The following is a 23,676-nucleotide window of genomic DNA, read 5'->3' on the forward strand; positions in this document are numbered from 1 at the left end:
GATCATTCCTTCACGGCGCCGGTCATCGCCGACACATAGTACTCCACGAAGAAGGAATAAAGGATAACTACGGGGACCGAGCCGATCAGGGCCGCCGCCATCAGCGCGCCCCAATGGTAGACGTCGCCGCTGACGAGCTCGGTGATGGCGCCGACGGGAATCGTCTTGTTCTCCGACGAGGAGATGAAGGTCAGCGCGTAGATGAACTCATTCCAGGACAACGTGAAGGCGAAGATGCCGGCCGAGATCACCCCCGGGAGCGACAGCGGCAGTGTGATCTTGACCAGGATCTGGAGCCGCGTCGCCCCGTCGATCAGGGCGCATTCCTCCAGCTCGTAGGGAATGGTGCGGAAATAGCCCATCAGGAGCCACGTGCAGAACGGGATCAGGAAGGTCGGATAGGTCAGGATCAGCGCCAGATTGCCGTCGAACAGGCCGAGCTGGAACACGATCGCCGCCAGCGGAATGAACAGGATCGAGGGCGGCACGAGATAGCCGAGGAAGATCGCAAGGCCGACATAGCGCGAGCCCTTGTAGCGGAGGCGTTCGATCGCGTAGGCGGCGCAGACGCTGGCGAACAGCGAGATGAAGGTGGAGGACACCGAGACGATCACGGTGTTCCACATCCAGAGCGGATAGTCGGTTTCGACCAACAGCTTCTTGATGTGCTCGATGGTCGGATTCACGATCCAGAACGGATTGTACTTCTCGTAATCGTACATCTCCGCGTCCGGCTTGAACGTCGCGACCGCCATCCAATAGAACGGGAACAGCAGGAAGAAGATGATCAGGCCGAGCGGAAAGTAGACCCGCAAGAACTTCCGCGGGAAGCTCTCGAGATAATCCATTCCGACGCTTTGGTCGTCTGCGGTGCTCATGGTCAGTCCCTCCCGCCCTGCTGCCAGCGGGAGCGCTGAAGCCCGAAGAAGCTGAGCAGGATCGCCGCGACCAGGAACGGGATCATCGCGTTCGAGATCGCCGCGCCCTCCCCGAGATTGCCGCCGGTGATGGCGCGCTGGAACGACAGCGTCGCCATCAGATGCGTGGCATTGATCGGCCCGCCCCGCGTGATGGTGTAGATCAGCTGGAAGTCGGTGAACGTCATCAGCACCGAGAATGTCATCACGACCGCGATGATCGGCGACAGCATCGGCAGCGTGATGTGGCGGAAGCGCTGCATGTTGGTGGCGCCATCGAGATTGGCCGCCTCGTAGAGCGAGGGCGAAATCGTCTGCAATCCCGCCAGCAGCGTGATCGCCACAAAGGGCACGCCACGCCAGATATTGGCGGCGACGACCGACAAGCGCGCATTCCAGGGATCGCCGAGGAAATCGATGTAGCGCGTGATCAGGCCGGCCTTGATCAGCACCCAGGAGATGATCGAGAACTGGCTGTCATAGATCCACCAGAACGCGATCGCGGACAGCACCGTCGGCACCACGAAGGGCAGCAGCACGATGGCGCGGATCATCGACTTGAACGGCAGCCGCTCGTTGAGCAGCAGCGCGAGGTAAAGGCCGATGGCGAATTTCACGATGCTCGCGGTGAACGTATAGAAGATGGTGTTGAAGACCGAGAGCCAGAACACCGAATCCTTGGAGAGCGAGACGAAGTTCGCAAAGCCGATATAGCGCCCGGCCCCGCCGATCTTGGTGTCGGTCATGCCGAGCCAGAAGCCCAGCGCCAGCGGATAAGCCAGAAACAGGATGAGGATCGCGATCGCCGGCACCATGAACATCGCGCCGAGCCAATTCCGGCTCTCGAATGCTCTGGTCCACAGGCTGCTGCGCTTGACCTGCGCGACAGCGGACTCGGCCATGACTGCCATGTCGGATTCCCCTCGGAGGAAGAGTCACGGCGTCCGGCGAACCGGACGCCGCGCAGATTGGCGTTGATCAGACCTGGTAGTAGCGCTTGGCGCGCTCGGCGGCGCGCGCCGCAGCCTGCTTCGGCGTCGCCGAGCCGGAGGCTGCTTCCGCGAACATGTCGACGACGACGAAGTCGCCCATCACCGCGGCGGAGGCATAGCCGAGATCGCCGGCAAAGCCGTTGTCGCGGCAGCGCTTCAGGCAGTCGCGATACGGGGTGATCTTCGGATCCGACGTCCACACCGGGTTGTCGTTGTAGGCCGGCAGCGGCGGCGACACGTAGCCGTTGGAAGCGACCTCCCAGGCGTCGTAATTCTCCTTGTCCATCATGAACTTGATGAATTCCTTGACCGCCTTGGGATACTTCGAGTGCTTGTAGCCGTAGTAGACCAGCACGTTCTGCTGCTCGGTCGATACGCCCACGGGGCCGATCGGCATCGGCGCGTGGTTCATGTCCTTGGCGATCTCCTGCTGCTTCGGATCGGTGGAGTTCTTGCCGACGGTCCAGATCGAGATGCCGTTCAGCGTCAGGCTGAGTTCACCGTTCAGGAACGCCTTGTTGTTGTTCGAGTCATTCCACGACAGCACGCCCGGAATGAAGGTCTCGTAGAGCTGCTTGACGTATTCGAGCGCGGCGATCGTCTCCGGGGAGTCGATCACGACCTCGTTCTTGTCGTTGACGACCTTGCCGCCGAACGCCCAGAGCGCCCACTGGCACCAACCATTGGCATCGCCCGTGGCATGGCCGAGCGCGAAGCCGGCGGGCGTGTTGTTCTTCTTCAACGCCTGGCAGAGCTTGAGGAAGCCGGCGGTGTCCTTGGGGAATTCCTCGAAGCCCGCAGCCTTCACGTGGCTGATGCGGTAGTTCAGGCAGCCGCCGGTCGCGCCCTGCGGAATGGCGATCCAGCCGTTGCCCTTCTTGCCGTAACGTTCGGCAACCGGATACCAGCCGCCATACTGCGCGCCGAGATAGTCGGCGACATCAGTCATATCGATCAGCTTTTCCGGGAATTTGTGGGGATCGTCGAGCGTGCCGATGATGAGGTCGGGGCCGGCGCCGACATTGGCGGCCACCGCGGCCTTCGGGCGGATGTCTTCCCAGCTCTCGGCCTCGAGCTTGATCTTGACGCCGGTCTTCTCGGAGAACTTCTTGGTCTGCTCGGCGAACTTGTCGAACTCGGCCTGGATGAACTGCTTCCAGCGCAAGACGCGGATGGACGCGTTCGGCTCGGGCGTGTTGGTCCACTCCGCGGCGCGGACCGGCACGATGCCCGGGCCGGCCAGCAACGCTGCGCCGCCCAGGCCGGCCTTAAGCACACTTCGCCTGTCGAAATTGCTCATCGTTCTCTCCCTGAATTTTATATTTGTATTGGGTCGTTCTTGAACAGTCGTTGGGCAATCCTTTCGGCGCGGCTACATGCGTTTGCCCGTCGCCTCGTCGAACAGATGAACCAGGGACGGGTCAGGCTTCAGCTTGACCTTGTCGCCCGGATTGAACTGGTGACGCTCGCGGAAGACCGCGACGACCTGCTCGCCACCCACCTTCGCGAACACCTGCGTCTCCGAGCCGGTCGGCTCGACCACGATGATCTCGGCATCGGCGCCGTCGTCCGCGATGGTGAAATGCTCGGGTCGCACGCCATAGACGACAGGGCGACCGTCGGACGCCGCCGGCGCGCTCTTGAGCGGCAGCTTGACGCCGTTCGGCCCCTCGAAGGTCGCAACGCCGTTGACGCGCACATGGCCTTTCAGGAAGTTCATGGCCGGCGAGCCGATGAAGCCGGCGACGAACTGGTTGTCGGGCTTGTCGTAGAGCTCGAGCGGGGTCCCCATCTGCTCGACGATGCCGTCATGCATGACGACGATCTTGTCGGCCATGGTCATGGCCTCGATCTGATCGTGGGTGACGTAGACGGTCGTCGTCTTCAGCCGCTGGTGCAGCTCCTTGATCTCGGTGCGCATGGCGACGCGCAGCTTGGCGTCGAGGTTCGACAAGGGCTCGTCGAACAGGAACACCTGCGGATCGCGCACGATGGCGCGGCCCATCGCGACGCGCTGGCGCTGGCCGCCGGAGAGCTGGCGCGGATAGCGCTCGAGCAGCGGCGACAGTGCGAGAATTTCGGCGGCGCGCTTGACGCGCTTGTTGATCTCGTCGGAGCCCGCGTTCCGCAGCTTCAGCGAGAAGCCCATGTTCTCGCCGACAGTCATGTGCGGATAGAGCGCGTAGTTCTGGAACACCATCGCAATATCCCGCTCCTTGGGCTGGATATTGTTGACGACGCGGTCGCCGATCGAGATCGTGCCGGAGGTGATGTTCTCGAGGCCTGCAAGCATGCGCAGAAGCGTCGACTTGCCGCAGCCGGAGGGGCCAACCAGGACGACGAACTGGCCGTCCTCGATCGGAATCGAAACGCCGTGCAGGACTTCAAAATTGCCGAACGATTTCCGCACGTCGCGGATTTGCACAGACGACATCTAGCTCCCTCCTCGAAAGTCCACGACGGCTCACGCGCCGCGACCGTCTTGTTTTTCAGACTTCGCCGAACGAAGCCCGATCTTAGCGAGCGACATTGTCGGCAGTTTGTGCGGTTTTGGCAATTTGTCTTTGGTTAGTCGTTGCTGGTAGCGCTGTCAACGTTCCTTTGTTTGCCGGACCGACTGTGATAAGAGCAGCAAATGGGTCGAAAACGCACCAAGTCAGGTAAAATCCGGCTGGCGGAAGTTGCCGAGCTTGCCGGCGTCAGCCCGATCACGGCGTCCCGGTTCTTCCGCAATCCGGAGGCCCTGTCGGTCGCCAAGCGGACGCGGGTCGAGAGCGCGGCCAACGAGCTCGGCTATGTGCCGAACCTGGCGGCGCGGGCGCTGGCCTCGCAGCGCACCGAAGTGATCGGCGTCTTGATCCCGTCACTGACCAACAACGTGTTTTCCGACGTGCTGCGCGGCATCTATGACGCCTCCGAAGGCAGCCGGTACTCGATCCAGTTGTCGAACACACGCTACAGCATCCTCCAGGAGGAGAAGCTGCTGCGCCTGTTTCTCGCGCAGAAGCCGGCCGGATTGATCGTCACCGGCATCGACCAGACCGCGGAATCGCGCGCGATGCTGGAAGCCGCCGACTGCCCGATCGTGCAGATCATGGAGATCGGGCCCAATCCGGTCGACATGATGATCGGCTTTTCGCACTATGATGCGGCCCGCGCGGCGATTGCCCACCTGTTCGCGCAGGGCCATCGCAAGATCGGTTTCGTCGGCGCGCGCATGGATCCGCGGGTGCAGCGGCGGCTGGACGGATATGTCTCGGCCATGAAGGACGCCGCGCTGTTCGAGCAGCGCCTCGTCGTCACCACGGCGACACCGACCTCGGTGACGCTCGGCGGCACCCTGTTCACCGATCTGCTGGCGCGCGAGCCCGATATCGACGCGGTATTCTGCGCCAATGACGACCTCGCGCTCGGCGTGCTGTTCGAATGCCGGCGCCGGGAGATCGCAGTCCCCGAGCAGATCGCGATCGTCGGATTCAACGACCTCGAATTCATGGCCTCCGCCGTGCCTACCCTCACCAGCGTGCGCACCAACCGCTACGAGATGGGCAACACGGCCGCCACCATGCTGATCGAAGCGATCGACGGACGGCGCCCCGAGCAGCCGGTGCTCGATCTCGGCTTCAAGGTGATCGAGCGGCAAAGCTCGTCGTCGCGGCGGTCGGACGACAGGCCTGCCGCATCGGGCGCGGGCGCCGCGAACAAAATGATAGCGTTACCAAGTGGCCAAGACTAGTATCGCACTTGTGAGGGAATGACCCGCCAACGGGCCTTTGAACCATGGATCGCGCCGTTGGGCATCGCACCAGCCGAAGCTGAGCCCCCGACGCCAGTGCGTTTGCATTGCAGGAGAAACCAATGACAAAAAAGCCAACCAATGGGCATGCGCCCGCCAGCAACGGCGCTCGCCGCCACCTCCGCTCGCAGGAATGGTTCAACAATCCGCATAATCCGGGCATGACCGCGCTCTATATGGAGCGCTACCTGAATTACGGCCTCACCCGGGCCGAGCTTCAGTCCGGCAAGCCGATCATCGGCATCGCCCAGACCGGCAACGACCTGTCCCCCTGCAACCGCCATCATATCGAGCTGGCGCACCGCGTCCGCGAAGGCATCCGCGAGGCCGGCGGCATCGCGATGGAATTCCCGACCCATCCGATCCAGGAGACCGGCAAGCGCCCGACTGCGGCGCTCGACCGCAACCTCGCCTATCTCGGCCTCGTCGAGATCCTCTACGGCTATCCGCTCGACGGCGTGGTGCTGACCACCGGCTGCGACAAGACCACGCCTGCCTGCATGATGGCGGCGGCGACCGTGAACCTGCCCGCGATCGTGCTGTCGGGCGGCCCGATGCTGAACGGCTGGCATGCCGGCGAGCGCACCGGCTCCGGCACCATCGTCTGGAAGTCGCGCGAACGGCTCGCCGCCGGCGAGATCGACTATGAGGAATTCATGGAGATCGTGGCGTCCTCGGCGCCGTCGGTCGGCCATTGCAACACCATGGGCACCGCCTCGACCATGAACGGCCTTGCTGAAGCGCTCGGCTTCTCGCTGCCGGGCTGCGCGGCGATCCCCGCCCCCTATCGCGAGCGCGGCCAGATCGCCTACGAGACCGGCAAGCGCGCCGTCGAGATGGTCTGGGAAGACCTCAAGCCTTCGGACATCCTGACCCGCAAGGCGTTCGAGAACTGCATCGTGATCAACTCGGCGATCGGCGGCTCGACCAACGCGCCGATCCACATCAACGCGCTGGCGCGCCACATCGGCGTCGAGCTGTCGATCGACGACTGGCAGAAATTCGGCCACGACGTGCCGCTGCTGGTTAACATGCAGCCGGCCGGCTTCTACCTCGGCGAGGAATTCCACCGCGCCGGCGGCGTGCCGGCAGTGGTGCGCGAGCTGATGAAGCACAAGCGCATCCATGAGGACGCGGTCACGGTGAACGGCCGCGGCATCGGCGAGAACTGCGCCAATGCGCCCGCGCCCGACAATGACGTGATCCGGACCTACGACAAGCCGCTGGTGAAGGACGCCGGCTTCCTGGTGCTGAAGGGCAATCTGTTCGATTCCGCGATCATGAAGACCAGCGTGATCTCCAAGGAGTTCCGCGACCGCTATCTCAGCAACCCGAAGGACCCTGGCGCATTCGAGGGCCGCGCCATCGTGTTCGAGGGACCCGAGGATTATCACGAGCGGATCGACGATCCTTCACTCGACATCGACGAGCATTGCATGCTGTTCGTCCGCGGCACCGGCCCGATCGGCTACCCCGGTGGCGCCGAGGTCGTGAACATGCAGCCGCCGACGGCGCTGATCAAACGCGGCATTCTCGCCCTGCCCTGCATCGGCGACGGCCGCCAGTCCGGCACCTCGGGCTCGCCGTCGATCCTGAATGCCTCGCCGGAAGCTGCCGCCAATGGCGGGCTCGCGATCCTCAAGACCGGCGACAAGGTGCGCATCGACCTCAACAAGGGCAGCGCCAATATTCTCATTTCGGACGACGAGGTGAAGAAGCGCCACGCCGAGCTGATGGCCAATGGCGGCTTCAAGCATCCGGCGAACCAGACGCCGTGGCAGGAGATCTACCGCAACACCGTCGGCCAGCAATCGACCGGCGCCTGCATGGAGCTCGCCACACGCTACCAGAACGTCGCCGGCACATTTGGTGTGGCGCGGGACAATCACTAACAGCACACCGTCATTGCGAGGAGCGAAGCGACGAAGCAATCCAGACTGTCTCCGCGGCGAGATTCTGGATTGCTTCGCTTCGCTCGCAATGACGATCCGATAGACAATTCAAGAAGGAGAACAAGAAAATGGCAGACCGCCTCAAGGGAAAGCGCGCCGTCGTCACGGCTGCAGCAGCAGGCATCGGGCGCGCATGCGCCATCGCATTCGCGCGTGAGGGCGCAACCGTCATCGCGACCGATATCAACGAGGCCGGCATCGCGGGCCTGACCAAGGAAGGCATCGCCGAGGTCGCAAAGCTCGACGTCCGCAACACCGCCGACGTCAACGCCTTCGCCAAGCGCATCGGCAAGGTCGACATCCTGCTCAACGCGGCGGGCTTCGTGCATCACGGCACCATCCTGGAGTGCTCGGAAGAGGATTTTGACTTCTCGTTCGACCTCAACGTTAAGTCGATGCACCGGACCATCAGGGCGTTCCTGCCCGAGATGCTGGCTGGCGGCGGCGGCAGCATCGTCAACATCTCGTCCTGCGCGGCGCTGCGGCCGCCGGCCAACCGCTACGTCTACAGCGCGTCGAAGGCGGCGGTGTCGCTGCTGACGCGCGCGGTCGCGCTCGACTTCATCACCAAGGGCATCCGCTGCAACAGCATCTGTCCCGGCACCGTCGAGACGCCCTCGATGCTCGACCGCGCCGCCGCGCAGGGACCGCAGGGCAAGGAGATGTTCGTCTCCCGCCAGAAGATGGGCCGGCTCGGCACCGCCGACGAAATCGCATCCATGGCGGTCTATCTCGGCAGCGACGAAAGCGCATTCACCACCGGCGTCGACCTTGTCGTCGACGGCGGCTACATGCTCTGATCGCTCCTCATCCCCAGGAGGCGCGACAGCGCCCTCCCGAGGGATGGGCCACGGGCTTATGGTTCGAGACGCGCGCAACTGCGCGCTCCTCACCATGAGGGATAGATAGGGGAGTTCTCGATGAACAAGATCGATCTCAACGGCCGCATTGCCGTCGTCACCGGCGGCGCGCAGGGCTTTGGCCGTGCCATCACCCGGCGTTTCATCGACTCCGGCGCCAAGGTCGCGATCTGGGATTTCGACTCGGCTCTCGCCGAGAAGACCGCGAATGAAGTCGGCGGCGAGACAAAGGTCTTCAAGGTCGACGTCACCGACCCCGCCGCCGTCGAGCAGGCGCGCGATGCGACGCTTGCCGCCTTCGGCAAGATCGACATCCTCGTCAACAATGCCGGCATCGCCGGCGTCAACAAGCCGGTCTGGGAGACCGATCTCGAGGAGTGGCGCAAGGTCCTGCGCATCAATCTCGACGGCCCTTTCATCGTCTGCAAGGCGATCGTGCCGACGATGCTCAAGCAGAAATACGGGCGGATCGTGAACATCGCCTCGATCGCCGGCAAGGAAGGCAATCCCAACGCCTCGCATTATTCGGCCTCCAAGGCCGGACTGATCGCGCTGACGAAATCGCTCGGCAAGGAATTGGCGGCACATGACATCCTCGTGAATGCGGTGACGCCGGCCGCGGCGAAGACCGCGATCTTCGACCAGATGACGCAGCAGCATATCGACTTCATGCTGTCGAAAATCCCCAAGGCGCGCTTCGTGCTGGTGGAAGAGCTCGCCGCGATGGTGAGCTGGCTCGCATCCCAAGATTGTGCCTTCTCCACCGGCGCGGTGTTTGATATTTCCGGCGGACGGGCGACCTACTGAGGCAGCCATGATCCGGGAAGGTGGATGCCTGTGCGGCGCGGTGCGGTTCAAGGCGGAAGGTGAGCCGCTCAACGTCCGCATCTGCCATTGCCGCATGTGCCAGAAGGCGATGGGCTCGCCCTACTTTGCTCGCGCGCAATTCGACCAGCGCGCGCTGACCGTCGAGGGCGACACCGCCCGCTATGCGTCGTCCGAAAACATCGACCGCGTGTTCTGCAAGCAGTGCGGCACGCGGCTGTTCGCCTGGCGGCGCAACGGCACGCTGGCCGGCGTTTCGCTTGCGACCTTCGACGACCGCAACGCCTTTGCGCCGACCGAGCACATCTGGGTGAGCGAGAAGCTCGCCTGGGTGAATCTCGATGACGGTCTGGTGCAACACCAGGGGACGATCCCGACCTGAGGTCGCGATCAGCCTGAGGCGCCAGCCGTTGCAACGCGCCGTCCCGCCGTCGTCGCGATCCAGATCCCGGCAAACACCGCGACGATGCCGGCCGCCAGATTCCAGCGCAGCGGCTCGTTCAGCAGCCACGCGCCGACCAGCGACGCCGTGATCGGGTTGACCGTGACCGAGATCGCGACGCGCGTCGGCGTGGTCCGCTCCAGCGCGAAGGCCCAGAGATAGAAGGTCAGCGCAGCACCAAAGGCGCCGAGATAGAAAGCCGCCAGCCATTGCGGCGCGCCGAAGCCGGCGACCGGCGCAAAACTGCCGCGGATATAAGAGAGCAGGACGAGGCAGGCCGCCCCAGCCGCCATGCTCATCGTGGTGAAGGCGATCGGGCCGGAGCGCCGGATCAGCGGCTTCGACCAGATACCGTAGAGCGCCATGCACAGCGCTGCCGCCATCATCAGGAGATCGCCGCGCCAGGCGCCCGATGGTGCCGAGGTCAGGTCGGAGAGCAGCGCGACGGCGACGCCAAATGTCGCTATCACGACACCAATCGATTTACGCCAGCTCAGGGCCTCGGCGCCGAGCGCGGCGCCGATCACGAGTGACAGCAACGGAAGCGTCGACAAGGCGAGCGCGCCGCGCGCGGCGGTCGTGAAGATCAGCGACGCGTTGAACAGGATCGGAAACAGCGCGAAGAACAGGATGCCGAGCCCGGTCGCGGCGGCCCAGTCCCCTCGCCCCGGCCAGCGGTCACCGCGGAACAGCGTGAGAGGCAACAGCAGCAGGAAGCCGATGCCGAACCGGAACGAGCCGATTGCCAGCGGATCGAGGCTGCCCACGAGATAGCGCGTGGCGCCGATCGAGGTGCCGCCGAGGCCGCTCGACAGCACCGCGGCCAGAACGCCGGAGATTTCGCCCACACTTCCTCCCTTGACGAGCCTCGAACGCAGCATACGAGGCGCGCCGAAACAGGGAATGGAGTTTCCGTCATGCTGGGATAAGTTTTCGTCATGACCACGCCTGTTCTCGATCCCGATCTGCTGAAGGCATTTCTCGCCGTCGCCGAGCATCGCTCGTTCACGCGCGCAGCCCAATTGCTCAACCGGACCCAGTCGGCGATCAGCGTCCAGATCAAGCGCCTGGAGGAGCGGATCGGCACCAAGTTGTTTGAGCGCACCAGGGCCGGCGTCGCGCTGACCGCGGCGGGCGAAGAACTCCTCGTTTATGCGAGACGGCTTCTCGACCTCAATGCAGAGGCGATCGATGTGCTCCGCGCGCGCAAGCACGACGCCGTGGTCCGCCTCGGCGTGATGGACGATTACGGCACGATCGTCATTCCGCCCTTGCTGGCGCGCTTTGCCCAAAACCATCCGGAGATCCGGGTCGAGATCGAGACCGGCTTGACCGCGACGATGCCGGCGCGGGTCGGCGAGGCCTATGACCTCGTCATCGCCATGCATCCGGAAGGACGCGGCGATGGCGAGTTGCTCCGGTGCGAGCAGGCGGTCTGGGCTGCGGGCGGATCGTACTCAGCCGAGGCGCACGACACGCTGCCCGTCGCGCTCTACCCGCCGGGCTGCCTGTTCCGGCAATGGGCCGCGGAGGCGCTGGATGCCGCAGGCCGGCCCTGGCGCCTCGCCTTTGTCAGCCGCACCCTTGCGGCGGTGGAGGCGATCGCGGCGCAGGGCGTTGCGATCACCGTCGTGAAGGCCGGCACCCTGCCCCCTCGCCTGCGCATCCTGTCGAACGGCCTGCCGCCGCTGCCGGCCGCGGATATCCGCCTGCACCGCGCGCGCAACCTGTCGCGTCCGGCGGCGCTGCTGGCGGATCATTTGCGACGTAGTTTTTCGGAACCGGCCACCCTATCTAGAGCTTGAGCGCTGCTGCACCGCCGGTTGGCTGGGACGGCTGCAAGGCCGCAGGCAAACCGGGATAGACGAGCCGTGAACATTTCCCTTTATGAGCTTTCCGTATGGGTGCTACCGCTGCTGCTCGCCATCACCTTCCACGAGGCCGCGCACGCTTTCGTCGCGTACCGTCTCGGTGACAACACGGCCTGGCAGCTCGGCCGCGTCAGCTTCAACCCTATCAAGCATATCGATCCGTTCGGCACCCTGATCCTGCCGGCGATGCTGCTGTTCGCGCACTCACCGTTCCTGTTCGGTTATGCCAAGCCGGTTCCCGTCAATTTCCGCAAGCTCAACCATCCCAGGCTCGACATGGTCTGGGTGGCCCTTGCCGGGCCCGCCACCAACATCCTGCTGGCGCTCGCGGCGGCTCTCGCCCTGCATGCCCTGCCCCTTGCACCGGCGGCCTCGGCCCAGTGGATCTTCGACAACCTCAAGAATGCGCTGGTGATCAACGCGGTGCTGGCGGTGTTCAACATGATGCCGATCCCGCCGCTCGACGGCGGGCGCGTCGCGGTCGGGCTGTTGCCTCGGGCCCTCGCCATGCCGCTGGCCCGGCTCGAGCCGTTCGGGATGCTGATCCTGATCGGCCTGTTGATCCTGCTGCCGCTCGCGGGCTCGCAGCTCGGTCTAAATCTTGATGTTATTTCAGGAATACTGCGAACGTTGACCGGTTATGTGATTCAGGCTGTTCTCTTCCTGACCGGCAACGCGTAGTTCAACAGAACACCCGAACACAAGCCGAAGGTCTCGAGGCCGACTTGGTCAAAGCTGCCGATATGCTGATCGCGCGACGCGCGGACACCCGCGCCCGCGCCGATTTTGCCACCTGGAAGATGATGGCCAAGCTCAACGGGGCCTCCGCGCTGCCTGCCGAGGCGCAAGAGTTCCTGGCCAGCTACAAGAACCTGCTGGCGCAGATGAGCGAGGGCGAGGCCACCGAGGCCACCATCGGCGCGATCTACAAGGCCTACTATGCCGAGATGGGCGGCGCGGGAACTCCGCCCGACGTCCGGACCCGTCCGCCCGAGCCGGCAGCGGACAATGTTACCGCTTTCCGCCGCCCGCCTCCGAAACCGACGAAGACGGCCTCCTTTACGGCGGCGTTTAGCGGAGCCCAGAAACGGCCGCTCCCGGTGGCGCTGATCTTCGCCTGCCTGGTCGTGGTCTATGTCGGGATCCGGCTCTACTGGCGCTGAGCCGATTTCTTCTTTTTCTTCTCGTCCGGCGGCGTGAAGATGATGTCGACGGTACGCTCGAACCGGTCTTCGGTCAGTCCGGCCGGAGGCTGCGGGATGGGATCGGACTTGCGGACAATCGAGATCGCGGCCGCATCGTAGGCCACATCCCCTGACGACTCCACGACGTCGACGGACAGCACATTGCCCCTGCGGTTGATCGCGAAGCTGACCTTCACCTTCTGATTATTGGGCTGCTTGCCCTCGGGGTTGACCTTGTGGGCCGTGAGGTGCGCGCTGATCTTGCGATTCCAGTCGCTCGTAATCCTGAGGATGTCCTTGCCGAGGCCAAGCACCGGCGCCAGGGCCTTCTCGGCCTCGCGCGCGTCCTCGTCGAGTGTCTGCCGCGCCGTTGCAACCGACTGCGGCGAAGCCTCGGCAGCGGGTGTCTCGACCGCCGCGATCTTGGGATCCTCGTCCTGCGGCTTCTTCGAGGTGTTTTCGGTGACGACCCGATCGGGATCGTCGACCTGTTGCGACTGGTCCTTCGGAAGCTCGGTTTCCTTGGTCTCGGCCTTTTGCTCGGGAAGCGCCTGCTGCTCCTGCATCGCTTCGCTGTCCGGTCCCGGCGGAAGGTCGGTCTCGGGCGCCTTGGGCGAGGCCATCTCGACGGCGAACTCCGCGCCGGACGCGCCCAGGCCATCGTCGTCGTCATCGGTCCGCAGATGGGCCAGGGCAAGCGCGGCACCGCCCAGATGGAGCGCGAGCGCCGCCACCGCCGCCAAAATCCAGAGCTTCCGGGATGGTCTGGCTTCGTCCGACATCGTGCGCCTCTAAGGCTGACCGGCGCCTGCCGCAGGCGCTCCGGGAGCGCCCTCCAGCGCGACCAGCTTCACCCGGGAATAGCCGCCTGAGCGCAAGAGCTCCATGACGCTCATCAATTCGCCATACGGCACCGAGCGATCGGCGCGCAGGAAGACATACTTGTCCTTGCTCATGTCGGACAGGCCGTCGAGGGTCCCGATCAACTCGGCGCGGTGGACCGGGTTTTCGCCGATCGCAAGCGTCAGGTCGGGCTTGATGCTGAGATAGGTCGGCTTGTCCGGCTTCTTCTGCGGGGTCGCGCTCGAGGTCGGCAGATCGATCGGCAGGTCGACCGTGGAAAGCGGAGCTGCGACCATGAAGATGATCAGCAGTACCAGGATGACGTCGATGAACGGCGTGACGTTGATGTCATGCGTCTCGCCGAAATCGTCGTCGTCATCATTGTCTGCGAGCGAAACGCCCATGGTTCACTCCGCCGCGCGCGAATGCGCGCTGCCGTGGCTGCGGTCGAGATCGCGCGAGAGCAGCCGCGCCGCCGCGCCCGAGGCACGGCTGACGAGCTCGAGATAGCTTTTCGTCACGCGCGAGAAGTGGTTGTAGATGATGACGGCGGGAATGGCGGCGACGAGGCCGATCGCGGTCGCGAGCAGCGCCTCGGCGATGCCGGGCGCGACCACGGCGAGGTTCGTGGTCTGCGACTTCGAGATGCCGATGAAGCTGTTCATGATGCCCCAGACCGTGCCGAACAGGCCGACGAAGGGCGACGTCGAGCCGATGGTCGCGAGCACGCCCATGCCGATGCGGATGCGCCGCGCTTCTGCGCGCACAATCTCCTGGAAGCTCGAGGCCGCACGCTCCTTGATGCCGGCATCGCTGGACAGGCCGGCCGACATCCGCGCCTCGCGCAGCGCTGCCGCCAGGAAGGACGGCAGAATGCCCTGCTTGGCACCGAGCGCCATCTGGGCTTCCGCCAGCGACCGCGCCTCCGAGATCTTCTTCAGTGCCGAACGAAGCTTGCCGGATGCGACCGACAGCTCGATCGACTTGGCGATCAGGACGGTCCAGGTCATCAGCGATGCAAAGGCGAGCCCGATCATCACCGCCTTCACGATGACGTCCGCCGACATGAACATCACCCAGGGGGACAGCTCCTTCATGGCCGGCGCGATAGCGGCCGCGTCGGGCTTCGCCGCGGGCGCCGCCGCCGTCGGAGCGGCAGCTGGAGCCGGGCTGGCCGCGGCCGGCTGAGCCGTCGCCTGTGCCGGTGCCGCCGGCTGGGTCTGTGTCTGTGTCTGGGCAGAAACAGGGGATACGAGCCAGGCGGCCGCCAGCATCAAGGCGGCGGCAAGGCTTGCTTGGAAGGACATGATCTTCATACTTCGGCCCAGTAGCGAATGAGGTTGTGATAGATACCCGTCAATTTGACCGTTTCGGGATCGTCACGCCCGAGCCGTTCCACCAGCGCCTGTATCGCGGTGTCGAGGTCAAAGATCATGCTCCGGGCTTGATCGTCCCGTATCATGCTCTGAAGCCAGAAGAAAGACGCAACCCGCGTCCCCCTCGTCACCGGCGTGACGAGATGGAGGCTGGTCGAGGGATAGAGCACGCAGTCCCCGGCTTGCAACTTCACTTCGTGCGAACCGTAGGTGTCCTCGATCACAAGTTCGCCACCGTCATACTCTTCCGGCTCGGCCAGGAACAGCGTGACCGACAGGTCTGTGCGGATGCGAAGGCCGGTCAGGCGGTCGCCGCGGATCGCGTTGTCGACATGCAGCCCGAAATGATGGCCGCTGTTCGCCGCATAGCGGTTGAACAGCGGCGGGAAGATATGGAGCGGGATCGCCGCTGCCAGGAACCGCGGGTTCGACGTCAACGCCGAGATGATGCGGTTGCCGAGCTTGCGCGCGACCTCGCTGTCAGGCGGCAACTGCTCATTGCGCTTGACCATTGCTGACTGCGCGCCCGCGGTGGAGCGTCCGTCTTCCCATTCGCTGGCGTCCATGATGCGGCGGAAATCCGCCACATCATCCTTGCTCAGGACGCCTTCTATGCATGTCAGCATGGCACCTCGTCGTTACTCCATCAGTAGCGCGCCGAGATCACCAGATAGGCGGCGCGTCCCGGTGCTTCCAGCACGAAGGGCGCGGCGCTCTGGTACAGCGCGTCATAGTAGCGTTTGTCGAAGATGTTGTTCACGAACAGCTTCAACTGCCAGTTCTTGTTGAGCTTGGCTTCGACGAAGGCATCGAACCGCCAGTAGCTCGGGATCGAGGTGCCCTGGTTCGCCGCGAGGAACGTACCGCCATAAATCTTCGAGCGGTAGACCGCCTGACCGCCCAGCTCCCACACATCCGTCAACTGATATTTGCTGAGCAAGCTGAAGGATTGGTGCGCGATGTTGGAGAGGGGCAGGCCCACGTTGGTGGTGTAGAGCGTCGTGTTGGCCGGCGGAATCAGCGACTTCGTCACTTCCGACTGCATCAGAACGAGACCGCCGAAAATGCTCCATTTGTCGGTGATCTTGCCGCCGACGCCGAGGTCGATACCGCGAATACGATAGGCCGCGCCGGCCGTGATACAGGATACGTTCCCCGCCGTAGCAGTATAGGGACATGCCGCAGTCGCAGTTGCAGCAGTGACATTGCGCGATTCTCGCGCATTTTCCTTTTCGGTCTGGAAGAGCGCAGCCGTCAGCAACAGGTGCCTGTCGAACAGCTCCCACTTCGTCCCAAGCTCGATCGCCTTGTTCTTCTCAGGACCGAAGATCTGAGGAGCGGCGCCGTTGAGCACGGGCGCAAGACCACCATACTGAACGCTGGTTCCGTCAAATTCCGCGCCAACCGGGTTCGACGAGGTTGCGTAGGCCGCGTAAACGCTTCCGTTCGGCAACGGCTTGAGGGTGAGGCCGAGATTGAAATTCGGCATCCCGTAGTCTTGCTGCTGCTGGCCAAAGGCGTTCAGCGTTCCCCCGTTGACCGAACCCCAGCCGTTCACCTTGACATTATAGTCATCATACCGAACGCCACCATTCAGGATCAGGACGTCGTTGTAGTTGGCCGTATCCAGCACGTAAACGCTCTTGGTATCGATCGCGATGTTGGTCGGCTTCTGCGTCAAACCTCCGGGAATCCCGAAGGGAAGGTTTGTGTATTGCGGACTGAACACGCTCACGCCTGTCAGCGAGTTGCCGGTAAAGCCGCCAGGTAGCGCCTCCGAAGCAAGGCCGGTATAGCTGTTGATAGACGACGTCTCGTGGTCGTATTCGAACCCGGCAAGCGCAGTGTGTTTGAAGCCTGCGATATCACTGAACTTGTAAGTCGCCTCGGTCTGATTGGCGATGACGTCCGTGACCTGGTAGCGGCTCTGCGGATTCGCACTGAGGGTGTAGGCCGTAAACGGAGCCCCTGCGGCGAGTGTCGGCGCTTCAGGCAGCGTTCCAATGTAGTTCTGCGTGGAGTGAGAATCCCTGAACCTGTTGGTGATCAAGAGATCTGGCGTGACGTAAACTTCGGCGTTGAGCGAACCAATGTCCTGGCCGGTCCGGTAGAAGTCTCGGTTGAGGAAGCCGTACCAATTCTTACGATTAACCCCGAAATCGGTGAACGGGCCGCCGGCGGTCGTTGCCGTGCTCGGCCGATAGTAAGGCACGCCGAAGTCCGGGAGTCCGGTCAGTTCGGTATGGATGTAGTTGGCAGTGATTTTGACCGCATCCAGAGGCTTCCATACCGTCGCGACGAATGCGCCGTCGCGATTGTCCGTCACATAGCCTCGCCCAGCGACATTGGCGTCCTGAAACAGTCCGCCCGCGCGCACCGACCAGGTCGGGTTGATCACCTGGTTGACGTCGAGCACCACGCGCTTGGTCATGTCGGTGCCAAACGTGGTGTCCATGTTGTAGAAGCTCTTCTCGGTCGTCGCCTGCTTGGTGACGATGTTGATCGCGCCGCCGGCCGTACCGCGACCAGCGAAGGACGAGCCCGGACCACGCAAAATCTCGACCTGTTCGGTAAAGAAATTCTCGCGCACGCTGACGCCCGAGTCGCGCACGCCGTCGATGAAGACGTCGTTGCGGGCATCGAAGCCGCGAATGAAGAAGCGGTCACCGAAGGCATTGCCGCCCTCACCCGTTCCGAGCGTCACGCCTGCCGTGCTCAGGATCGCCTGCTTCAGCGTCGTGGCGTTCTTGTCCTCGAGCACATCCTTTGTAAGCACGGTGATCGATTTTGGCGTGTTGAGGATTGGCTCAGGGAATTTACCTGACGCTTGCACTCGAGTGGCCATGTAAGGCGCGGCGGGATTTGCGTACGGATCACGATCGGCAGCACCAGGGCTCGGATTGGCGACAGGCGCTTGTGAGGCCTGCTGCCGCTGCGCCGCGCGCCGCAGGGCGTTGCGCGCACGAATCTGATCGGCGGTGGGCTTCGAAGCGGTCGGACGCGGACGCTGCTGAGGCGCATCGACGTTCACGGGGGGCAGATTGGTCTGCTGCGCCTGTGCGCCGGTCGAGACCGTCGCGACCGCGATCAGACTGGCGACCGTGGATACAGTCTTGCCGGTCGCGGTGTCGAAATTGTTGCCGAAGGATTTCCGATCCGCAACCGAACGCAACGATCGCGGTGTTTTCATCATGCCCATCACACGCCCCACAGTGCTTATGCTTCCATTGGTCGCGTTGCGGCAACGCGACGCATTGGTGCTATCGAGCGTGGTATTGGGGGTCAACGCGATCTCGGCCACACTCCGTTTGAATCCGACCATTTCAAAGCAATTCTAAACTCGGTTGAGTGCGCCGCAGTTTTAAATGGTTCTAAACTTGAACCATTCTAATCTGGACATTGATCGCTGCAATCTCGTCGTGCCGCATCAACCTTCGAGCTGATGCGCTTCGTCGATGCAGAGACGCGAACGATGGGGCGGTGCTATCGGTCGGAGAAAAGCTGGTCAATGCGATTGATCTGCCTGCACATTTGAATTCATCCAGATCGGACTCGGTGCAGATTTCAATCTGGAAGCATGGGCGCATGCGAGAGCTGCGCAGGCGCGAGCGGCGGCGCCGCTCTCAATCGCTGCTCGGCGGCTTCATCAGCGAGAACAATTCGTCGACGGTTTTCTGCGCGACGGCGCGCACGCGATCGGAGTTGTCCATGCCGGCGATGTTGACGCCGTTGACGACGGCTTTGATCTCGTCGCGAAAGTCGGTGAGGAATCGCAAGGGATCGCGCTGCTCGTTGGCGACGCGTGCGATCAGTCCCGTGATCAGAATCTGGCACGCGATCAGCTTGCCGTTCAGTTCGTCCATCCTGCGCTCCCGTTGTGGCGGGGCCGATATGACCGATACCGATTTTCCTGACAACCGAAACGCCCTGCACGCGAATTAGAACCGTTCTCACGGGTGTTGATTCCGGCTCACTTCGCAGGGCGGCCGGCGCTGTCTTGCGGCTCTGCGGGCCGCCGACACCGGTTCCGAGCATTGCCTAAAGTTTGCGCGCGGATCGTTCGCGCCGGGAAAAATGCAGGACTGCACACCGTAGTGTCACGGAGCTGCCTAGACCGTGCAAAGCTTTCCAATTGTTTAGGATTCCGAACGGATAGTGCTGTTTACACTGGAACTTGGCGTGTATTATACAAGCGCGCTGGAACCCTATGATTGCTCCACAATTCGTAGTTTTGGGCGTACGAACCAACGAGCCGACATGAAAAAAACACGGCCGATCCTCTGGATTCTGATCATCGCGGCCGTGGCCTCCGCAGGTTACTATGGCTGGCAGAAATTCGGCTCGCCCGAGGCCGGAAAAACCCAGACCGCTCAGAAGGGTCCGCCGCGCGCGCCCGCCATCCCCGTCAGCGTTTCGCCGGTCCAGAAGTCCGACTTTCCGGTTTATCTGACCGGTCTCGGCACGGTTCAGGGCTTCAATACGGTGCAGGTCCGAAGCCGGGTTGACGGCCAGATCGACAAGATCGCCTTCACCGAAGGCCAGATCGTCAAGCAGGACGAGCTTCTGGTCTCGATCGATCCCCGCCCCTATCAAGCCGCGCTCGACCAGGCCAAGGCCAAGAAGGCGCAGGACGAGGCCAATCTCGCCAACGCCAATCTCGAACTCCAGCGCGCCATGAAGCTCGGCGAATTCGCGACCGCGCAGCGGGTCGACACCCAGCGCTCGACGGTGGCCCAGCTCAACGCCCAGATCGCGGCCGACGAAGCTGCCATCGCCAACGCCCAGACCCAGCTCGACTACACCCAGATCAAGGCGCCGATCACCGGCGTGGCCGGGCTGCGCCTGGTCGACGTTGGCAACATCGTCAACGCCTCCACGCAGACGGGAATCGTGACGATCTCGCAGGTCGAGCCGATCTCGGTGATCTTCACCGCGCCGGAAGATCAGCTGCCCTATATCAGCGAAGGTCAGAAGGCCGGTGCGCTCAAGGTGATCGCGTTCACCACCGACGGCAAGAAGACGCTGGCCGAGGGCAAGCTCGCGGTCATCAACAATCAGGTCGATACGACCAGCGGGACTATTCGGCTCAAGGCGGTGTTCGACAACAAGGAACACACGCTGTGGCCGGGCCAGTCGGTTTCGACGCGCCTTCTGGTACGCACCCTGAAGGACGCGACCGTGGTTCCGGATGACGCGGTTCAGCATTCGACCAACGGCCTCTACGCCTATACCGTCAATCAGGACAACAAGGCGGAAGTGCACAAGATCAAGGTCAGCTACGCCATCGACGGCCGTTCGGTCGTCGACGAAGGCTTGAGCCCGGGTCAACAGGTGATCACCGGCGGTCAATTCAAGGTCCAGCCCGGAAGCCTCGTCTCGACGGCCGTAGCAAGCTCGGATCCGAGCCAGAACAAGGTACGACAGGAATGACCGAAGGCGGGATTTCGGCACCTTTCATCCGTTATCCCATCGGCACCTCGCTGCTGATGGCCGGCATCCTCTTCGTCGGTCTCGTCGCCTATCCCCTGCTGCCGGTCGCACCGCTGCCGCAGGTGGACTTCCCGACCATCCAGATCACGGCCAATTTGCCGGGCGGCAGCCCCGAGACGATGGCCTCGTCGGTGGCCCAGCCGCTCGAGCGGCAATTCGCCCAGATCCCCGGCATCGCCCAGATGACCTCGACGAGCTATCTGGGCACCGCCTCGATCACCATCCAGTTCGACCTCAACCGCAGCATCGACGGCGCCGCCAATGACGTGCAGGGCGCCATCAACGCCGCAAGCGGCCAATTGCCGAAGAACCTGCCCTCGCCGCCAACCTACCGCAAGGTCAACCCGGCCGACGCGCCGATCCTGCTGCTCTCGGCGACATCGGAGACGCTGCCGCTGACCACCGTCAGCGACGCCGTCGACGCCCAGCTCGCCCAGCAGATCAGCCAGCTCTCGGGCGTGGCGCAGGTCTTCATCGGCGGCCAGCAGAAGCCCTCCATCCGCATTCAGATCGACCCGGCGAAACTCGTCGCCAAGGGCCTGTCGCTGGAGGACGTGCGCAGCCAGATCGCGATCACCACGGTCGACAGCCCCAAGGGCAATATCGACGGGCCGAAGCGCGCCTACACGATCTACGCCAACGACCAGCTCACCCAGTCGAAGGACTGGAACGACGTCATCATCGCCTATCGCAATGGCGGTCCGCTTCGAATCCGCGACATCGGCCAGGCGGTGAGCGGCGCCGAGGACGCCAAGCAGGCAGCCTGGGCCAACGGCAAGCGTGGCGTGTTCCTGGTCGTGTTTAAGCAGCCGGGCGCCAACGTCATCGAGACCGTCGACCGGATCAAGGCGACCCTGCCTCGCCTCGTGGCAGCGATCCCGCCCGCGATCAAGATCGAGCTCATCAGCGACCGTACCACGACGATCCGCGCCGCGGTCGAGGATGTCCAGTTCACGCTGCTCCTGACCATCGCCCTCGTGGTCATGGTCATCTTCGTCTTCCTGCGCAGCTTCTGGGCGACGGTCATTCCCACCATCACGGTTCCGCTGGCGCTACTGGGCGCGTGCGCCCTGATGTGGGTGGTCGGTTATTCGCTGGATAATCTGTCGCTGATGGCGCTCACCATCGCGGTCGGCTTCGTCGTCGACGACGCCATCGTGATGCTCGAGAACATCACGCGCTACATCGAGGAAGGCGAATCGCCGATGGCGGCCGCCTTTAAGGGCTCCAAGGAAATCGGCTTCACCATCGTCTCGATCAGCATCTCGCTGGTCGCGGTGCTGATCCCGCTGCTGCTGATGGGCGGCATCATCGGACGCCTGTTCCGCGAGTTCGCCGTCGTGCTGGCGATGACCATCTTCGTCTCGATGTTCGTGTCGCTGACGCTGACGCCGATGATGGCCTCGCGCTTCCTGCGCGCCCATGGCGAGGTGACCCACGGCAAGTTCTACCAGTGGAGCGAACGCGCCTTCGACGGCATGCTGCGCGGCTACGAGTACGTTCTCGATCATGCCCTGGCCTGGCGCCGCACCACGCTCCTGATCTTCTTCGCCACGCTCGGCCTGTCGATCTATTTGTTCATCCTGATCCCGAAGGGCTTCTTCCCGCAGCAGGACGTCGGCCTGATCACGGCGACCTCGGAAGCGTCCCAGGACATCTCCTTCGCCGAGATGCAGCGCCGCCAGGTCGAGCTCGGCAAGATCGTGATGGAAGATCCCGACGTCGCCACGATCGCGATGAACATCGGCGGCAGCGGCCGCGCCGGCAACAACGGCAATTTGTTCATCACGCTGAAACCGCGTAACGAGCGCAACGCGTCGGCCCAGGAGATCATTGCCCGACTGCGTCCCAAGCTCGAGAAGGTGTCGGGCGCCCGCCTCTACATGCAGGCGGCCCAGGACGTCCGGCTCGGCGGCCGGCCGACGCGCACGCAGTTTGAATTCACGCTACAGGATGCCGATCTCACCGAGCTCAACGACTGGGCGCCGAAAATCCTCGCCAAGATGCAGACGCTGCCGCAATTGCGCGACGTCGCGACCGACCAGCAGACGCAGGGCACCACGGTCCAGCTCAAGATCAACCGCGACACCGCATCGCGCTACGGCATCCAGCCGCAGCTGATCGACGACACGCTGTATGACGCCTTCGGACAGCGGCAGGTCACGCAGTATTTCACCCAGCTCAACACCTACAAGGTGATCCTCGAGATCCTGCCGGAGATGCAGGGCAGTCTCGACAGCCTGAACAAGCTCTACCTGAAATCGCCGCTGACCGGCGAGCAGGTGCCGCTGTCGACCTTTGCGACCTGGTCCACCGATCCGGTCCGCCCGCTCTCGATCAGCCACCAGGGCCAGTTCCCGGCGATCACGATCAGCTTCAACCTCGCCCAAGGCGTCGCGCTCGGCCAGGCCACCGAGGCCGTGCAGAAGGCGATGGCCGATCTCGGCGCACCACCGACCCTGAATTCGAGCTTCCAGGGCACCGCGCAGGCGTTCCAGCAGTCGCTCGGCACCGTGCCGCTGCTGATCCTCGCAGCCCTCGTCGTGGTCTATCTGATCCTCGGCATCCTGTACGAGAGCTACATCCATCCGATCACGATTCTGTCGACCCTGCCCTCGGCCGGCGTCGGCGCGCTCCTGATCCTGATGGCGGCCGGCTTCGACTTCAGCTTGATCGCGCTGATCGGAATCATTCTCCTGATCGGCATCGTGAAGAAGAACGGCATCATGATGGTCGACTTCGCCATCGCGGCCGAGCGCGACGAGCACAAGACGCCGGCGGAATCGATCCGTCAGGCCGCGCTGCTGCGCTTCCGGCCGATCATGATGACGACGATGGCCGCCCTGCTCGGCGGCGTGCCGCTGATGCTCGGCCACGGCACCGGCGCCGAGATCCGCCAGCCGCTCGGCTACGCCATGGTCGGCGGCCTGATCGTCAGCCAGGCGCTGACGCTGTTCACCACCCCGGTGGTCTATCTCTATCTCGACGAGCTCAACAACTGGTTCTCGGGCTGGGGCCGTTCGGGTGACGGCGACGGCCACGAGGTCGCCGAGCACGGCACCGTTAAGCAAGCCGCCGAGTAAACTTGCGCCGCGGCTCCCGCGACGCTACAGCGAGCCCCTCGGTTC

General features: G+C 63.5%; 21 protein-coding genes. 10 read left to right on the forward strand and 11 right to left on the reverse strand.

The window, feature by feature from the left end; genetic code table 11:
* Positions 1 to 2: 2 nt before the first annotated feature.
* The 4 genes from OWC48_RS00185 to OWC48_RS00200 form a co-directional block, all read right to left on the reverse strand.
* Complete coding sequence (locus tag OWC48_RS00185; protein WP_014495982.1) at positions 3 to 878, reverse strand: carbohydrate ABC transporter permease; 876 nt, start codon at positions 876 to 878, stop codon at positions 3 to 5.
* A gap of 2 nt (positions 879 to 880) precedes the next feature.
* Positions 881 to 1,828: a carbohydrate ABC transporter permease gene (locus OWC48_RS00190; RefSeq protein WP_282518112.1), complete on the reverse strand. Its 948-nt coding sequence runs from the start codon at positions 1,826 to 1,828 to the stop codon at positions 881 to 883.
* A 67-nt stretch (positions 1,829 to 1,895) separates the two neighbouring features.
* Positions 1,896 to 3,209: an ABC transporter substrate-binding protein gene (locus OWC48_RS00195; protein WP_282518113.1), complete on the reverse strand. Its 1,314-nt coding sequence runs from the start codon at positions 3,207 to 3,209 to the stop codon at positions 1,896 to 1,898.
* Between the two features lie 72 nt (positions 3,210 to 3,281).
* A complete protein-coding gene (locus tag OWC48_RS00200; protein ID WP_282518114.1) occupies positions 3,282 to 4,343 on the reverse strand; it encodes an ABC transporter ATP-binding protein in 1,062 nt (353 codons plus the stop codon).
* A gap of 201 nt (positions 4,344 to 4,544) precedes the next feature.
* On the opposite strand from OWC48_RS00200, the gene OWC48_RS00205 reads away from it, so the two are divergent.
* The 5 genes from OWC48_RS00205 to OWC48_RS00225 all read left to right on the forward strand — a co-directional run bounded on the left by OWC48_RS00205 (position 4,545) and on the right by OWC48_RS00225 (position 9,724).
* A complete protein-coding gene (locus OWC48_RS00205) occupies positions 4,545 to 5,645 on the forward strand; it encodes a LacI family DNA-binding transcriptional regulator (protein ID WP_282518115.1) in 1,101 nt (366 codons plus the stop codon).
* A 122-nt stretch (positions 5,646 to 5,767) separates the two neighbouring features.
* Positions 5,768 to 7,597: an IlvD/Edd family dehydratase gene (locus OWC48_RS00210; RefSeq protein WP_282518116.1), complete on the forward strand. Its 1,830-nt coding sequence runs from the start codon at positions 5,768 to 5,770 to the stop codon at positions 7,595 to 7,597.
* A 128-nt stretch (positions 7,598 to 7,725) separates the two neighbouring features.
* Positions 7,726 to 8,457 carry an SDR family oxidoreductase gene (locus tag OWC48_RS00215; RefSeq protein WP_135214354.1) on the forward strand — a complete coding sequence of 244 codons (732 nt, stop codon included), beginning with the start codon at positions 7,726 to 7,728 and terminating at the stop codon, positions 8,455 to 8,457.
* Between the two features lie 120 nt (positions 8,458 to 8,577).
* Positions 8,578 to 9,324 (forward strand): SDR family NAD(P)-dependent oxidoreductase, encoded by a 747-nt coding sequence (locus OWC48_RS00220; protein WP_014495989.1) that lies wholly within the window; start codon positions 8,578 to 8,580, stop codon positions 9,322 to 9,324.
* Positions 9,325 to 9,331: 7 nt separating this feature from the next.
* Entirely contained in the window at positions 9,332 to 9,724 is a 393-nt protein-coding gene (locus tag OWC48_RS00225) for a GFA family protein (RefSeq protein WP_282518117.1), read from the forward strand.
* 8 nt (positions 9,725 to 9,732) lie between these two features.
* Here OWC48_RS00225 and OWC48_RS00230 read toward each other — a convergent pair whose 3' ends face one another.
* The gene (locus OWC48_RS00230) at positions 9,733 to 10,632 is read right to left on the reverse strand and encodes a DMT family transporter (protein ID WP_282518118.1); all 900 of its coding nucleotides are present in this window, start codon (positions 10,630 to 10,632) and stop codon (positions 9,733 to 9,735) included.
* Positions 10,633 to 10,722: 90 nt separating this feature from the next.
* Here OWC48_RS00230 and OWC48_RS00235 point away from each other — a divergent pair, with 90 nt between their 5' ends.
* From OWC48_RS00235 to OWC48_RS00245, 3 genes are all read left to right on the forward strand, one after another.
* Positions 10,723 to 11,589, forward strand: a complete 867-nt coding sequence (locus OWC48_RS00235; protein ID WP_282518119.1) for a LysR family transcriptional regulator — start codon at positions 10,723 to 10,725, stop codon at positions 11,587 to 11,589.
* Positions 11,590 to 11,655: 66 nt separating this feature from the next.
* Positions 11,656 to 12,336 carry a site-2 protease family protein gene (locus OWC48_RS00240; RefSeq protein ID WP_282518120.1) on the forward strand — a complete coding sequence of 227 codons (681 nt, stop codon included), beginning with the start codon at positions 11,656 to 11,658 and terminating at the stop codon, positions 12,334 to 12,336.
* Between the two features lie 62 nt (positions 12,337 to 12,398).
* The gene (locus tag OWC48_RS00245) at positions 12,399 to 12,818 is read left to right on the forward strand and encodes a hypothetical protein (protein ID WP_282518939.1); all 420 of its coding nucleotides are present in this window, start codon (positions 12,399 to 12,401) and stop codon (positions 12,816 to 12,818) included.
* Here OWC48_RS00245 and OWC48_RS00250 read toward each other — a convergent pair.
* The 6 genes from OWC48_RS00250 to OWC48_RS00275 form a co-directional block, all read right to left on the reverse strand.
* Positions 12,806 to 13,621: an energy transducer TonB gene (locus OWC48_RS00250; protein WP_282518121.1), complete on the reverse strand. Its 816-nt coding sequence runs from the start codon at positions 13,619 to 13,621 to the stop codon at positions 12,806 to 12,808. The genes OWC48_RS00245 and OWC48_RS00250 overlap by 13 nt on opposite strands.
* Positions 13,622 to 13,630: 9 nt before the next feature.
* Positions 13,631 to 14,086 carry a TonB system transport protein ExbD gene (gene exbD / locus OWC48_RS00255; protein ID WP_014495997.1) on the reverse strand — a complete coding sequence of 152 codons (456 nt, stop codon included), beginning with the start codon at positions 14,084 to 14,086 and terminating at the stop codon, positions 13,631 to 13,633.
* Positions 14,087 to 14,089: 3 nt separating this feature from the next.
* Positions 14,090 to 14,998 carry a tonB-system energizer ExbB gene (exbB, locus tag OWC48_RS00260; RefSeq protein ID WP_282518122.1) on the reverse strand — a complete coding sequence of 303 codons (909 nt, stop codon included), beginning with the start codon at positions 14,996 to 14,998 and terminating at the stop codon, positions 14,090 to 14,092.
* Complete coding sequence (locus OWC48_RS00265) at positions 14,995 to 15,684, reverse strand: Fe2+-dependent dioxygenase (RefSeq protein WP_282518123.1); 690 nt, start codon at positions 15,682 to 15,684, stop codon at positions 14,995 to 14,997. The genes exbB and OWC48_RS00265 overlap by 4 nt, the downstream gene beginning before the upstream one ends.
* Positions 15,685 to 15,704: 20 nt before the next feature.
* Positions 15,705 to 18,257, reverse strand: a complete 2,553-nt coding sequence (locus tag OWC48_RS00270) for a TonB-dependent siderophore receptor (protein ID WP_282518124.1) — start codon at positions 18,255 to 18,257, stop codon at positions 15,705 to 15,707.
* A 424-nt stretch (positions 18,258 to 18,681) separates the two neighbouring features.
* Positions 18,682 to 18,921, reverse strand: coding sequence for a hypothetical protein (locus OWC48_RS00275; RefSeq protein WP_028146580.1), 240 nt, complete (start codon positions 18,919 to 18,921; stop codon positions 18,682 to 18,684).
* Between the two features lie 394 nt (positions 18,922 to 19,315).
* Between OWC48_RS00275 and OWC48_RS00280 the strand changes: the two genes are divergently transcribed.
* Together OWC48_RS00280 and OWC48_RS00285 are read left to right on the forward strand one after the other, a co-directional pair.
* Positions 19,316 to 20,488, forward strand: a complete 1,173-nt coding sequence (locus tag OWC48_RS00280; protein ID WP_282518125.1) for an efflux RND transporter periplasmic adaptor subunit — start codon at positions 19,316 to 19,318, stop codon at positions 20,486 to 20,488.
* Complete coding sequence (locus OWC48_RS00285; protein WP_282518126.1) at positions 20,485 to 23,631, forward strand: multidrug efflux RND transporter permease subunit; 3,147 nt, start codon at positions 20,485 to 20,487, stop codon at positions 23,629 to 23,631. The genes OWC48_RS00280 and OWC48_RS00285 overlap by 4 nt, the downstream gene beginning before the upstream one ends.
* Positions 23,632 to 23,676: the final 45 nt, after the last annotated feature.

Source organism: Bradyrhizobium sp. Arg816 (assembly GCF_029989365.1).
Lineage (GTDB): Bacteria > Pseudomonadota > Alphaproteobacteria > Rhizobiales > Xanthobacteraceae > Bradyrhizobium.